General features: G+C 36.1%; 12 protein-coding genes. 9 read left to right on the top strand and 3 right to left on the bottom strand.

Annotated elements, in window-relative coordinates; translation table 11 throughout:
- Positions 1-73: 73 nt before the first annotated feature.
- From ACPUVN_RS11325 to cmoA, 3 genes are all read right to left on the bottom strand, one after another.
- A complete protein-coding gene (locus ACPUVN_RS11325) occupies positions 74-1,423 on the bottom strand; it encodes an anti-phage deoxyguanosine triphosphatase (protein ID WP_426360550.1) in 1,350 nt (449 codons plus the stop codon).
- Positions 1,424-1,817: 394 nt separating this feature from the next.
- A complete protein-coding gene (gene cmoB / locus ACPUVN_RS11320; RefSeq protein ID WP_426369128.1) occupies positions 1,818-2,783 on the bottom strand; it encodes a tRNA 5-methoxyuridine(34)/uridine 5-oxyacetic acid(34) synthase CmoB in 966 nt (321 codons plus the stop codon).
- Complete coding sequence (cmoA, locus tag ACPUVN_RS11315) at positions 2,780-3,514, bottom strand: carboxy-S-adenosyl-L-methionine synthase CmoA (RefSeq protein ID WP_426369127.1); 735 nt, start codon at positions 3,512-3,514, stop codon at positions 2,780-2,782. Before cmoA ends, cmoB begins: the two co-directional genes overlap by 4 nt.
- Before the next feature lie 370 nt (positions 3,515-3,884).
- On the opposite strand from cmoA, the gene aspS reads away from it, so the two are divergent.
- The 9 genes from aspS to tolA all read left to right on the top strand — a co-directional run bounded on the left by aspS (position 3,885) and on the right by tolA (position 14,499).
- Positions 3,885-5,666: an aspartate--tRNA ligase gene (aspS, locus tag ACPUVN_RS11310; RefSeq protein ID WP_426360223.1), complete on the top strand. Its 1,782-nt coding sequence runs from the start codon at positions 3,885-3,887 to the stop codon at positions 5,664-5,666.
- Positions 5,667-6,331: 665 nt separating this feature from the next.
- Positions 6,332-8,518 carry an ABC transporter substrate-binding protein gene (locus tag ACPUVN_RS11305; RefSeq protein WP_426369126.1) on the top strand — a complete coding sequence of 729 codons (2,187 nt, stop codon included), beginning with the start codon at positions 6,332-6,334 and terminating at the stop codon, positions 8,516-8,518.
- A gap of 123 nt (positions 8,519-8,641) precedes the next feature.
- Positions 8,642-9,184, top strand: coding sequence for a crossover junction endodeoxyribonuclease RuvC (gene ruvC / locus ACPUVN_RS11300; RefSeq protein ID WP_426360225.1), 543 nt, complete (start codon positions 8,642-8,644; stop codon positions 9,182-9,184).
- Between the two features lie 97 nt (positions 9,185-9,281).
- Positions 9,282-9,899, top strand: a complete 618-nt coding sequence (gene ruvA, locus ACPUVN_RS11295) for a Holliday junction branch migration protein RuvA (RefSeq protein ID WP_304369832.1) — start codon at positions 9,282-9,284, stop codon at positions 9,897-9,899.
- Between the two features lie 77 nt (positions 9,900-9,976).
- Positions 9,977-10,987, top strand: a complete 1,011-nt coding sequence (ruvB, locus tag ACPUVN_RS11290) for a Holliday junction branch migration DNA helicase RuvB (RefSeq protein ID WP_426369125.1) — start codon at positions 9,977-9,979, stop codon at positions 10,985-10,987.
- Between the two features lie 1,093 nt (positions 10,988-12,080).
- Positions 12,081-12,488, top strand: coding sequence for a tol-pal system-associated acyl-CoA thioesterase (gene ybgC, locus ACPUVN_RS11285; protein WP_426360227.1), 408 nt, complete (start codon positions 12,081-12,083; stop codon positions 12,486-12,488).
- Positions 12,478-13,152, top strand: a complete 675-nt coding sequence (gene tolQ / locus ACPUVN_RS11280) for a protein TolQ (RefSeq protein ID WP_426360228.1) — start codon at positions 12,478-12,480, stop codon at positions 13,150-13,152. Before ybgC ends, tolQ begins: the two co-directional genes overlap by 11 nt.
- A 20-nt stretch (positions 13,153-13,172) precedes the next feature.
- Positions 13,173-13,601: a protein TolR gene (gene tolR / locus ACPUVN_RS11275; protein ID WP_426360229.1), complete on the top strand. Its 429-nt coding sequence runs from the start codon at positions 13,173-13,175 to the stop codon at positions 13,599-13,601.
- Position 13,602: 1 nt separating this feature from the next.
- A complete protein-coding gene (gene tolA / locus ACPUVN_RS11270; protein WP_426369124.1) occupies positions 13,603-14,499 on the top strand; it encodes a cell envelope integrity protein TolA in 897 nt (298 codons plus the stop codon).
- Positions 14,500-14,506 lie beyond the last annotated feature (7 nt).

Genomic DNA, 14,506 nt, shown 5'->3' with positions numbered 1-14,506 from the left:
ACAGATTGAGCTTTTTTGTTTTATCTTTTTTAACTTTCGATACGAGCTTAACTTTTCAGACTAACTACTGAGGCTAAGTATTATTATCTTTAAGATTATTCTGTGTCATCGGAATAAATAAAGTTTGATACAACCTAGTCGCATAATCATCTGTCATACCCGCGACATAGTCAGCAATAATACGATGTGCGTTTAAGTTGTTATCTATCGCATGTTGCCATCTACTTGCTGTTGATTTAGGTAACAGACGTAAAGGGTCTGATTCGAATGCTTCAAACAACTCCATCACTATTTGTTGACCTTTATATTCAATACGTTGAATGCTGGTTTGCTTGATTACAAACTCAAATACAAAGTCTTTAAATATTTGTAGTACGTTAGCAGCTACTTCTGGCAGCTTTGCATTAAATTGTAATAAGGGCTCAGCAAAATTTAATGATTCAGAGTCATTTAAATTTACTAATACAATCTCAGTAATTAAATAGTTAACTAAGCCGCCAATAGCTTCTTTTTGTAAATAAAAGTGCTCGCTAAAGAGTTTGCTTGATAAATCCTTACAGTAAAGGGTCAGCCATTCATTATCTAAGGCTTTAAGCTTCTCTATTACTTGGTTATCAAAGTCAGTTTGGTTAACTACACCTGTGACTATGGCATCTTCTAAATCATGAATGCCATAAGCGATATCATCAGCTAGCTCCATAATCGAGCAATCAAAAGATTTGAATTTTGTTTTATTATGTCTATTTTCTTGCTGTGATATTTGTTGAAATAACTGTCTGTCCATCTCTGACAAAGGCTGTAATACCCAAGCTAAAATATCTAAATCATCAGAATAAATACCTTTTGGTGGATGCCATTGCGAAGCTTTTAACTGCCTAAACGAGGTAGGATCAGGCTGACTTTCTGAAGTATGTAAGTTGTCGATAGTTTGCGGATATTTAAGTAAGCCTAATAAACTTCTGCGAGTCAGGTTCATCCCGCAATCTTTACTAAAAGGTTCTAAACGCGCGACTATTCTTAAGGTTTGTCCGTTACCTTCAAAGCCGCCGTGATTTCTCATCATGTAATTTAAAGCAACTTCTCCACCATGACCAAAAGGTGGATGTCCGATGTCGTGTGCCAAACATATCGATTCGATTAAAGTATCATCTTCAGGGAGTAAGTTATTACATTCGTCTGGATATTTACAACGTAATTGAGAGGTTATACCTGAGCCAATTTGTGCAGCTTCTAAAGAGTGAGTTAAACGGGTGCGATAAAAGTCGTTTTGACCACTGCCCATCACCTGAGTTTTAGATTGCAAACGTCTGAAAGCCGCCGAATGTAATATTCTGGCTCTATCTCTTTGAAAAGGTGAGCGATGATCATGCTGACGTTTTGTCATACTTAGCTGACGTCTTTCTAACCAAGGTGATTCCATTATTTCCCTTACTTTAGTTTATAGCTGATGAATTATAGGCTTTTAATCATACAAATTAACTTTATACGATGTTGCTTAACGCTTAAAGAGCTAATTAACCTCAACTCTGAATAAATGATTATGCCTAATATTGTTATTTAATCGTCTAACGTCGTTATTTTTATTGCTAATAGCCAGCTATTAGTCAAGAAAAATGCCTTGTTATACAAATAAATTCCAACATTATGAGCTTAATTAAACTATCTAATCATTATAAATCAACGACTACAAAAAACATTATCCCGAGTTCAGGTTAATTGCATAAAAACTGTTTACAGGAGAGTCAGTTAGGAGGGGAAGGTTAATAAATGTAAATAATGAAAAGTTGATGAGCCGAAACCCATCAACAAGTTATTGTTTAAGTACGTGCTATAAAAATAGCTCTTTTCGGAGCAGGGTAGCCTTCAATAGTTTTACTTGGATCGTTAGGATCTAAAAAGTCTTCTAGCGATTCAGTATCTATCCAATCGGTTTTTCGTTGTTCGTCTAAAGCGGTAACGTCAGTATTTACAACCTTAATATCTTTAAATCCACAACGTTCCATCCAAGCCACCATAGCGTCACAACTTGGTAAAAACCAAACGTTTCTCATTTTCGCATAACGTTCACCTGGTACTAAAACGGTATTAATATCACCATCAACCACTAAGGTCTCTAATACTAATTCGCCACCTTTAACCAACTGAGATTTTAGTTGGTATAAAAAATCGATAGGTGATTTTCTGTGATAAAGCACACCCATAGCAAAAACTGTATCAAAGGCTTTTAGCTCAGGTAAATCTTCAACACCTAAAGGTAAAAGGTGTACGCTATCGTCTTGTGCGAAATGCTTAACGGCATTAAATTGCATAAAGAATAATTGTGTAGGATCAATACCCACAACAAACTTAGCGCCTTCGCCTCGCATTCTCCATAAATGATAACCACTGCCACAGCCAATATCTAAAACATATCGGTTTGATAAATTACTAATGTGTGGAGCTAGTCGATCCCATTTAAAATCTGAACGCCATTCTGTATCTACGTGCAATCCGTGAATATGATATGGACCTTTACGCCAAGGTTTAAACTTTTTTAGTAAGTTTTCAATACGTTTAAATTCACCGTTATTAATATCGCTTTCAGCGCCAATGGTTACGCTATTACTTAAGTCGATTGAAGAGGGCGAAGTATTAGGTAAAGCATCTAAGGTTTTTTCCCAGTGAGAAAACTCACCGTGCAGCTCACTTTTTTGCCAAGCGGTTAATTGTGCAGGTAAAACATTAAGCCATGAATTTAAACGATTTTGCGCGATGAGTTGGTAAAATTTATTGAAAGAGATCATTTTATTGCAACAAGTGACATGAAATTAAAACATTGAAACCACTGATTAACATGATTAAAACCTGAATCTTTAAGTCTAGACAAATGAACTTCTAAACTATCTGGGCGCATAACATTTTCTAACGCCGTTCTTTTTTGAGCTATTTCTAATTCGCTATAACCATTGGCTCGTTTAAAATCATGATGTAAATCAATCAACAACTCATTACAAACATCGTCGGCAGCTTCTAATTTCTCAGACAACACCAAAATGCCACCCGGTTGTAAGCCGTCATAAATCTTTTGAATTAAGCTTTGGCGTACTTCAGGCTCAATAAATTGTAGGGTAAAGTTTAGAACTACCATTGAGGCATTGTTAATTTCAGTCTCTAAAATATTACCTTCACGAATCTCTACATTCGACACACCTTTAAATGCGTTAACGTGCATTTTACAACGCTCAACCATAGCTGAAGAATTATCAATACCAATAATTGAGCAATTTTTTTGCACGATTGACTTCTTCATCGCGATTGTTGCAGCGCCTAACGAACAACCTAAGTCGTATATATTGGTATTCGCTTGTGCATATTGATGACTCAAATTACCTATAGTATTAATAATAGTATTGTAACCAGGCACAGAGCGAGAAATCATGTCAGGAAAAACCTCAACAACTTGCTCATCAAAGGCAAAGTCTTTTATTTGAGATTTTTTACTTGAGAAAATAAGATCAGTATCAGAATTTGTCATTAGCAATCTTTGAAAAAATAGCGGTATAACAAGTATTTTAACCGAAATTTATAAGGCAAACCATAAACACACCATGATTAATTAATACAGATCAATATTTGACTGCATTTCTATAGCGTTATCGAAGAAGTGTTTGAGTAAAACTATCTTCTTCATTAACGCTTTTTATAAGGGAATAAGCATTATTGCAAAGTGTTTTCTTAATTTGATATCGCTCAAGCACTCTGAATAGATAAATTGATTGGCAATGGCTATATATTTATTAGTGCCTCAGAGGTGACATTACCTCTCAGTACTATATAATATCGCCAATTTTTATATTCATTAGCTTGTGAATTAATCACAAGTGCAAATGCTCAGGAATTGCTAAATGCGTACTATGTATTGTGGTGAGGTTAACGAATCTCATGTTGGTCAAGAAGTTACTCTTTGTGGATGGGTTAATCGCCGTCGTGATTTAGGCGCAGTTATCTTCTTAGATTTAAGAGATAGAGAAGGTATGGTTCAGGTTGTTTATGATCCAGACTTACCAGAAGTTATCGCTAAGGCGAACACCTTAAGAAACGAATTTTGTGTCCAAATTAAAGGTAAAGTTCGCGCACGTCCTGAAGGTCAAATCAATAAAGATATGGCAACTGGCGCTATTGAGATTTTAGGCTTAGAACTAAACATCTTAAACAAAGCAGCTCCATTACCATTAGATTCAAATCAAACAAACTCTGAAGAGCAACGTTTAAAATATCGTTACTTAGATTTACGTCGTCCTGAAATGACAGAACGTTTACGTTTCCGAGCAAAAGTTACCGCTACAGTGCGTGAATCGTTAGAAAACTTAGGCTTTTTAGACATTGAAACACCTATTCTAACGGCAGCAACACCTGAAGGCGCAAGAGATTACTTAGTACCAAGTCGTACTCACAAAGGTCAATTTTTTGCTTTACCGCAATCACCACAATTATTTAAACAATTGTTGATGATGTCTGGTATGGAGCGTTATTACCAAATCGTAAAATGTTTCCGTGATGAAGATTTACGTGCTGATCGCCAACCTGAATTTACACAAATAGATATTGAAACGTCATTCATGTCTTCTGATCAAGTAATGGCTGTTACTGAAAAAATGATCCGTGAGCTTTTCTTAAAACTACTTAATGTAGATTTAGGTGAATTTCCACGTATGGCATATTCAGAAGCGATGACACGTTTTGGCTCTGATAAACCTGATTTACGTAATCCATTAGAGATTGTTGACGTTGCTGATATTTTAAAAGACGTTGAATTCAAAGTGTTCTCAGGTCCAGCTAATGATCCTAAGGGTCGTGTTTCAGTAATTTGTGTTCCTGATGGCGCGTCTAAATTCTCACGTAAGAACATCGACGACTTAACTAAGTTTGTAGGTATTTACGGCGCTAAAGGTATGCCTTGGTTAAAAGTAAACGACAGAGCTGCAGGGCTTGAAGGTTTACAATCGCCAATCCTTAAATTTTTAACTGAAGAATCTGTCAACGCTTTACTTGATAGAGCTAATGCTAAAGATGGCGATATCGTATTCTTTGGTTCAGACACATACAACGTGGTTACTGAATCTTTAGGTGCTTTACGTCTTAAATTAGGTGAAGACTTAGAATTACTTCAAGGTGAATGGAAGCCGTTATGGGTTGTTGATTTCCCAATGTTTGAAGAAGTAGACGGGCACATGCACGCTATTCATCATCCATTTACAGCACCTACTAACTTAACTGCTGAACAACTTGAAGCTAATCCAGTTGGCGCATTATCGGATGCATACGACATGGTATTAAACGGTTGTGAATTAGGTGGTGGTTCTGTTCGTATCCATAATCAAGACATGCAAGCTGCAGTATTCAGAATTTTAGGTATTAGCGACGAAGAAGCTCAAGAGAAATTTGGTTTCTTACTTGAAGCATTACAATACGGTGCTCCACCGCATGCTGGTTTAGCGTTTGGTTTAGACCGCTTAGTTATGCTAATGACAGGTACTACATCTATCAGAGACGTAATGGCATTCCCTAAAACAACAACAGCGGCATGTCCTTTAACGAATGCACCTGGTCATGCAAATCCAGCACAACTTGTTGAGTTAGGTATTGCAACGTTACCAAAAGAAGTTAAAGCCCCAACTGAAGATTAATCCTTTAGTTTTTAATCTCTGTATTAAACAGTGTATTGAATTTAAATAAATGAAAAACCTGAATATTGTATATTCAGGTTTTTTTTGACCTGCTTTTCTACTTTCTTATTAGGGTCTGTTGATCTTTCAGGGTTAAATTTTATTCAATTTAAAACGGATTTAATCGCGATGTGAACTTTGTCTAATAGTTATTCTCGGCTTTGTCTCCTGAGTCGCCCTACCTTCTGCATCCATGCAGTCGTATTAAAAAAGCGAACAAGGGTTATACGTTCCAACATAACCCAAGTACGGACTCCATGTAGGCAGCAATGAGTAAATTCGTTTTAAATGAACCCGAAGGGCAGCATGTGTTTGAAATTCCTAACTTTGGATAGACAGGGCGTTATCATCTGTTCGAGTAGCTAGCTACACGTCACAGACTCTGCCTTGTCTAAATATCAAACACCTTGCTGTAAAAATAGCCTTGAAAGATCAACAGACCCGAAATAAATGGTTCTTATTGAATATAAACTTGCAAGTACTGAATATTGAAATATGATTAAAGTCTTAGGTTTATACTTATAAGTAGTCTTATTATCAAACTTTTCGCTCTAATCATTTTTATTGGATTTGGTATAACTTCACTGGCTCATGCTAATGAAAAAGTTATATTAAAATTAAAGTGGGTGCATCAATTTCAATTTGCAGGATATTATGCAGCCAAAGAGCAAGGTTACTACAGAGAGCTAGGCTTTGATGTTGATATTCAAGAGCGTAATCGAAAAACGAGCCCAATTGATGACGTACTCAATAAACGAGCTACTTTTGGTATAACCGACTCCAGTATTGTATTACACCGTTTACAAAAAAAACCTGTTGTTGTTTTAGGTACTATTTACCAGCATAGTCCGTTAGTTTTAATGGCGCTGGCTGATGCTAATATTAGAAGCCCTGAAGACTTAATCAATAAAAACATATCTTTCCAAAAAGGCATAGATGGAGCCTCCATTACGGCATTACTTGCAGCAGCAGGTATAACTGAAAAAGATTATAATTACATACCTTTTTCATTTGATAACGACATGTTACTCAATTCAGATGTTGATGCGTTTTCAGTTTATGTAACTAACCAGCCCGGATATTACGAGCATAAAGGTCATCAAGTTACTATTATTGACCCGAGAAATTATGGTATCGACTTTTATGGCGACATGGTTTTTACTTCTCAAGAATATGTAGAAAAATACCCTGAGCGAGCACAAGCCTTCATGGAAGCAACAATTAAAGGTTGGATGTATGCTCTGAAATATCAAGAAGACACTGTTGATTTAATCATTAATAAATATGGTGTTAAAACTGATAAAGCGGTATTGATGCAAGAAGCCGCTAAAACAAGAAAGCTAGTGCACTCAGAAGTTATTCCTATCGGCTCAGTCTCTAAAAATCGCTTTCTTCGTATTGCTCAAATATATCGAGAACTAGGTTTAGTTGATGTTAATACAACCTTAGATGGTTTGATCTTAGATGATTATTTGAATGCTGATAATGGCATTAATCGCTTTTATGTAATTGGTATTGTAGGTTTTTTTATTACAGTATTAATGGTGTTTATGATTTTTAACCGTAAGCTGCAAAAAATAGTTCAAGAAAAAACTTCAGCTTTACAATCTCTAAATATTGATCTTGTCCAGAAAAACACCATCGTAAGTTCACAAAACGATCTTTTAGAACAAGAAAAAGAAAGAGCTGAAGTCGCTAATAATTCAAAAAGCTTATTTGTTGCAAATATGAGCCATGAAATTCGAACACCCATGAATGGGATTTATGGATTGCTGCAACTATTAGAAAATGAAAAGTTATCTGAAAATGGCGCAGAGTTGGTAGAAAGTGCAATATCATCTACCAAAAACTTACTTACAATAGTAAATGATATTTTAGATTTTTCTAAAATAGAAGCAGGGCAAATAGAGCTCGAAGCGCATCCTTTTAATTTGACCGAACTTATTAAAGAACTTGAAAGTAATTTTAGCCCATTAACCCAGAGCAAGCGTCTAAATTTTGAAACACATATTGAAGAAGGTATTCAACCTTATTGGATAGGCGATCAAATTCGTATAAAACAGGTAATTGCTAACTTAATATCGAATGCGGTTAAATTTACTGAAGCAGGCTCTATTACCCTTACTGTATCAGTACCCAAGGAGGAGAATGAAGGTATTAGCTTATCACTTAAAGATACCGGCATCGGCATGGACGAAAAAACGGTAAGTAAAGTTTTTCAACAATTTACTCAAGCAGACCCTTCAACGACTCGGAAATATGGCGGGACAGGTTTAGGCATGGCAATATCAAAAGACCTAACAGAGTTAATGGAAGGTGAAATTGAAGTCACGAGTAAACTTGGTAGCGGTACAACATTCACCGTATATTTACCTATTCATAAAGCTGAAAATCAAATAAGTAAAACGAGCGAAGCATTAGCTGCAGATGAAATGGTTATCCCTGATTTAGGTGATAAAATAATACTCGTTGCTGAAGACAACCGTATTAACCAAAAGGTTGTTACAAAAATGCTTGAATTAACAAAAGCTAAAGTTGTTATCGCGCAAAATGGACTTGAGGCAATAGAGTTATATAAGCAGACACATCCCGACATTATCTTAATGGATATACAAATGCCAGAGCTTGATGGTGTGCAAGCTTGTCAAGAAATCCGCTATATTGACGGAGAAATAAAAATTATCGCTTTAACGGCCAATGTAATGAAAAAAGAAGTTGAGCACTATTTAAATTCTGGTTTCAATGCACATGTTGCTAAACCTATTGTGCAACGAGACTTATATAAAATGCTTACAAAGAACTTCGCTAAATAATAACAAGGTTAAGATCAATAACTCGATTTAGCCAGAGCGTTTGATGGGCATATAAAATTTACAACAATACGAATGAAAACTGATAAACTCCGTCATTCATAAATATAATAATCAGGTTTAAATTTGTCTATTATTCTCGGCATAGATCCAGGCTCTCGGATCACTGGCTACGGCGTTATAAAAAAAGAAGGTCGCAAGTTAACTTACCTTGGTAGCGGCTGTATTAAGGCCTTTTCCACATCAAAAGAAGATGGCGATAATGCCTTTAGTGATCGTCTTCAAACCATCTTTGCTGGCGTTTCTGAACTTATTCTACAATTCTCACCAGAACTATTTGCTATAGAAGAAGTGTTCATGGGGGTTAATCCTGGTGGTGCACTTAAATTAGGACAAGCGCGAGGTGCAGCCATAGTTGCAGCAACTAGTAGAGGCTTGCCTGTAGCAGAATACTCAGCCAGACAAATTAAACAATCGGTTGTAGGTACAGGCGCAGCTGACAAAAGCCAAGTGCAACACATGGTAAAAACCTTATTAAAATTACCAGGTACACCTCAAGCAGATGCTGCTGATGCATTAGCTATTGCTTTATGTCATGCCCATAGTTACGAATCTCTCAGTAAAATGTCAGGACAAGTCGTTAAAACCGTACGTGGTAGGCTGAGATAATCATTTTTTAAAACTCAGTTTAAATATACAGTTAAAATAATTTACTGTGTATATGAACAGTGGTACTCTGTGCCAAACTAATTGTCTGGAGAATAGTTTGATAGGTCGTTTACGTGGTTTGTTACTTGAAAAAACAGCACCCGAAATTTTAATAGAATGTAATGGTGTGGGTTATGAAGTGACTATGCCAATGACAAGTATTTACACCTTACCTGAAACAAACAAAGAAGCCGTTATTTACACGCACTTTGTTGTAAGAGAAGATGCGCAATTACTCTACGGCTTTGCTAATAAAGTAGAGCGTAAATTATTCAGACTGTTAATCAAAGTCAATGGCGTAGGCCCTAAACTAGGCTTAGCTATTTTATCTAGTATGTCGGCAGATCAGTTTGTAAGTTGTGTTATTCACGACGACTTAACAACCATAGTTAAAATTCCTGGTGTAGGTAAAAAAACAGCTGAACGCTTATTGATAGAAATGCGCGATCGTCTTAAAGATTGGCAGCTTGATGTTAACTCATCAGAAATTGATAATATTTTGGTACCAAATACCGTTGAAAATACCTTTGTTAACGACGAGAAGGGCGATGCTATAAACGCATTAATCTCTTTAGGTTATACTCAAACGCAAGCAGATAAAGCGGTTAAGTCAGTTTTCCAAAAAGGCATGAAGAGCGAAGATATTATCCGTCACTCATTAAAAGCCATGTTATAACGCTTTTATTTAGTCGTATAATTAGCAAATATAATTACCTCCGATAAACACAAAATACCAATACAGAGATTGTTGAAATGATTGAAGCTGATCGCTTAATTGAACCACAAGTAATGCACGAAGAAGAAACCATAGATCGTGCTATACGTCCTAAAATGTTGGGCGATTACACAGGTCAAGATCATGTTAAAGTACAAATGGAGATATTTATCTCTGCTGCGCTTAAACGTGAAGAGCCGCTCGATCATTTACTTATATTTGGTCCTCCTGGTTTAGGTAAAACCACGTTAGCAAATATTGTTGCTAACGAAATGGGTGTAAATATCAGAACCACTTCAGGTCCAGTATTAGAAAAGGCGGGCGACTTAGCTGCGCTACTTACCAACCTTGAAGAAAACGACGTACTTTTTATTGATGAAATACATCGCTTAAGCCCAGTAGTAGAAGAAATTTTATATCCAGCGATGGAAGACTACCAATTAGATATTATGATTGGAGAAGGACCAGCAGCACGCTCTATCAAGTTAGATTTACCCGCCTTTACATTAATTGGTGCAACAACACGTGCTGGCGCATTAACGTCGCCATTGCGTGATCGTTTTGGCATTGTGCAACGCTTAGAGTTTTACAATACAAAAGACCTTACCGAAATCGTAAAACGTTCAGCTCACTTTCTAAATTTAGTTATAGATCATGAAGGTGCATTTGAAGTAGCAAGACGCTCAAGAGGCACGCCACGTATCGCTAACCGATTACTTCGACGTGTACGAGATTACGCTGATGTAAAAACTAACGGCATTGTTAGCGAAAACACAGCAGCTTTAGCTCTTGATATGTTAGAAGTTGATCATCAAGGTTTCGATATCATGGATAGAAAACTGCTTGAAGCTATTATCTATAAATTTATGGGCGGACCTGTAGGTTTAGACAACGTATCTGCAGCAATAGGTGAAGAGCGGGAAACCATTGAAGACGTATTAGAACCTTTCTTAATTCAGCAAGGCTTTCTGCAAAGAACACCACGTGGTCGAATTGCAACAGATTTGGCTTATCAACATTTCGGCTTAGACAGACCAGAAAGAACTTAATCGTCTTTTAGCTCAACATAAGGTTTGTTGAGCTTTATCTGTTTCTCTTTATTTGTTTCTTTTGATCAATGTTACATTGAATAGTTACATCGAATATTTAGTTTTATCTCACCTTCCTATAAATCTTATCTTTTACCGCGTATTTAACTTTTTCTAGTTTTTCTTATTTAACCCAAGTCATGATTATTTAATCCAAGGTTTTGCTTATTTAGCCCAAGTCATGATTACTTAGTCTTCATCTCATTACATGCTTAAGCTAATTCAATTACTGTTGAGTATTTATCAATGATCAAGCGAGTAGTGGATAAGTATTAGCTTGGTACTAGGAAAGCCTTAGATGAGTGGAAGAAGAATATTTGGGGAATATTAGATTAATGCTAAGTTTATAATAAGGTAAGTATTAGAAAAGCTAGTAAAAACACCAACCAATTCTCAATACAATATTTGGGTTCACACTTTAGTACGAGCTAACTTTGATTCCATACTTCCGATAAACATATCTTCAAAAAAACATTAAATGCTGAAATTTCATGCATAAAATTTAATAATTGATCCATAAAGCATTTTACGAACTCTGTATTATATCGGTCTCTTTTTAACCATGAATATAAAGGGGTAGAGTTAAAGTTAATTAAATCAGTTCTTTACCTTATTCGTGGTCACTGTTTTTTAGGCAAAAAAAAGCCTACATAAATATGCAGGCCAACTAATTATACTTTGGGGAAATTAGTTTATAAACATCACAGGGAATCATCTATGCATCAATAAAGTTCAGTCAAACCCGTATGGGTAATTAGCGCTTTATCTCTGTTAGATAAGAACAGGTGCTATTCTAACGATAAGTAAAAAAACAACAAGCTAATTAAATTTGTATTTATCATTAGAAAAACTAATGCGAAACCACGCCCATTCAACAGAATTAATAAATTGATACAAAGTTTTCTTTTTTAATTGTTAATAAACAGTAAAATACACAGTCATAAAATGTAGAAACGATTGTTGTTTTAATAAGATATCTATTAGTATATCCATGAAAATATTTATCTAGCTTTTAACACTAGCCCCAACAACAAAACAAAGTGGTTACTTTTTAATGTTAAAGAAAGAAGACAAGTTTGAATTACGTGTTTATTACGAAGATACCGACGCTGGTGGAATTGTATATTACGCGAATTATTTGAAGTTTTTTGAGCGCGCCAGAACGGAGTGGCTTAGAAAACTAGATGTACATCAATCTTATTTTCTTGAACAAGGTTTAGGCTTTGTTGTTAGAAAAGTTGAAATGGACAACCTAGCATCAGCTAAGCTTGATGATGTATTAACGGTTGTTTCACAAATAAGTGAAATAAAACGCGCTAGCTTGAAATTTCAACAAAAAATATTAAAAAATGAACAAGTAATATGTACAGCCGAAATACGTATTGCTTGCGTTAATTTACAACGTGTTAAACCATGTTCTATACCTGAAAGCATATTAGGAGCTTTAAAAAGTGGAAGCTGAAATCTCTATTTTAGATTTATTCTTACAAGCCAGTTTATTAGTAAAATCAGTAATGTTGATTTTATTGGGATTTTCAGTAACTTGTTGGGCAATGATCTTCCAACGTTCAAAAGCTTTAAGTGAAGCAGAAAAACAATTAAAAGCCTTCGAAGACAAATTTTGGAGTGGTGCTGATTTAGGTAAGTTATACAACGAAGTATCTGCTCGCACTAAAGTAATAGGCATTGAAAATTTGTTTGTTTCAGGCTTCAAAGAATTTGCTCGCTTAAGAAAAAACAACATAACCTCTTCTAATGCGATCCTTGATGGCACAAACCGCGCTATGCGTGTTTCATTATCAAGAGAAGTTGATCAACTAGAACAAAGTCTACCTTTCATGGCGACTGTAGGTTCTATCAGCCCATATATCGGGCTATTTGGAACTGTTTGGGGGATCATGAATTCATTTATCGCTATAGGTTCAGCCGAAAATGCCACACTGGCACAAGTTGCTCCGGGTATTGCAGAAGCACTTGTTGCTACGGCAATGGGTCTATTTGCAGCCATTCCAGCCGTTATGGCATATAACCGTTTTAGCCATAAGGTTGAAAAGCTAGAAAACAGCTACGGTAACTTTATGGACGAGTTTTCAAGTATTTTACAACGTCAATCAACGTCTGAATAATCAGTCAATAGGTTTACCTTATGTATAAAAGAGTTAGACGTCGTAAAGTTTCAGAGATTAACGTGGTTCCATATATCGACGTAATGTTGGTATTACTTATCATCTTCATGGTAACAGCACCCTTAATTACCCAAGGTGTAAAAGTAGAGTTACCTAAAGCTGATGCTGAAGCATTAGATAAAGACAGTAAAGTTCCATTAGTTGCCTCGGTAGATGCCGACGGTAAATATTACTTAGCCGTAGGAACAAGTAAAAATGAACCTATGTCTGCTGAAGAAGTAGCTACCTTAGTTGCAGCTCATTTAGAAGTAGAACCAGGTACACCTGTGGTAGTGAATGGCGATGGCTCAGTATCTTACGATGCTGTAATTCAACTTATGGTGTTATTGCAAAAGAAAGCAGGCGTACCTTCGGTTGGCTTAATGACAGACTCTGCGGAGAAGAAGTAACGTGAATCATAAGTTTAGAATAGCATTAGGCTTAAGTGTCGCTTTACATATAGTTCTAGGTCTTGCCTTATTCTTAGGTAACTTTACTCACGATCCTAAACCAACGCCTGATGCGGCTCCTATGGAACCTATTCAAGCGGTAGCTGTTGATAAAAGTAAAGTTGAAGCACAAGTACAAAAAATCAAACAACAAAAAGTTGATGATGCGCGTAAGTTAAAAGAATTAGAAGACAAAGTTGCTTCAGCCAAGCGTAACAGTGCTAAAGAAGAGCAGCGTATAAAAAACTTAGAAAAACAACGTAAGCAAAAAGAAGTAGAAAAGAAAAAATCAGATGCCGCTGCTAAAAAGTCTAAAGCAAAAGCAGACGCTGCAGAAAAAGATCGTAAACAAAAAGTCGCTGAAAAACAGAAAGCAGATAAAGCTGCTGCTGATGCAAAAGCTAAACGAGTTAAAGAAGAAGTTGCCGCTAAAAAAGCTGAAGACTTAAGAAAGAAAAAAGCTGAAGAGAAAAAGCGTCAAGAAGAATTAGCAAGAGAGCGTGAAAGACAAGACAAATTGTTAGCCGAGCAAATGGCGTCAGAAATGGCATCAAGACAAAAAGCCCGTAGCCAACAAGTTATGACTGAAATTAGTCGCTATACGTCACTCATTAAGCAAACCATTATTCGTAACTTAATTACCGATCGCAGCACAATGGAAGGAAAGTCTTGTAAATTAACCATAAGTCTTGCACCATCTGGTTTTGTTACGAATGTAAAACTAGGTCAAGGTGATGGAACGGTATGTGCGGCAGCTAAAACAGCCATATACAAAGCGGGAACATTACCTGTTTCTAAAGACCCAGAAGTTTTTAAAGAAATGAGAACAATCAGCTTAACCGTTGTTCCTGAATTTTAAACATTAT

The organism is Pseudocolwellia antarctica, from assembly GCF_049933045.1.
GTDB lineage: Bacteria > Pseudomonadota > Gammaproteobacteria > Enterobacterales > Alteromonadaceae > Pseudocolwellia.
The sequence above is the reverse complement of the archived record's forward strand: the minus strand, read 5'-3'. Positions and strand labels throughout refer to the sequence as shown.

Bases quoted from the DNA above. Each gene is read 5' to 3' on its own strand.
- ruvB (WP_426369125.1), top strand. From the start codon at position 9,977: ATGATTGAAGCTGATCGCTTAATTGAACCACAAGTAATGCACGAAGAA.
- cmoA (WP_426369127.1), bottom strand. From the start codon at position 3,514: ATGACAAATTCTGATACTGATCTTATTTTCTCAAGTAAAAAATCTCAA.
- ybgC (WP_426360227.1), top strand. From the start codon at position 12,081: ATGTTAAAGAAAGAAGACAAGTTTGAATTACGTGTTTATTACGAAGAT.
- tolR (WP_426360229.1), top strand. From the start codon at position 13,173: ATGTATAAAAGAGTTAGACGTCGTAAAGTTTCAGAGATTAACGTGGTT.
- aspS (WP_426360223.1), top strand. From the start codon at position 3,885: ATGCGTACTATGTATTGTGGTGAGGTTAACGAATCTCATGTTGGTCAA.
- cmoB (WP_426369128.1), bottom strand. From the start codon at position 2,783: ATGATCTCTTTCAATAAATTTTACCAACTCATCGCGCAAAATCGTTTA.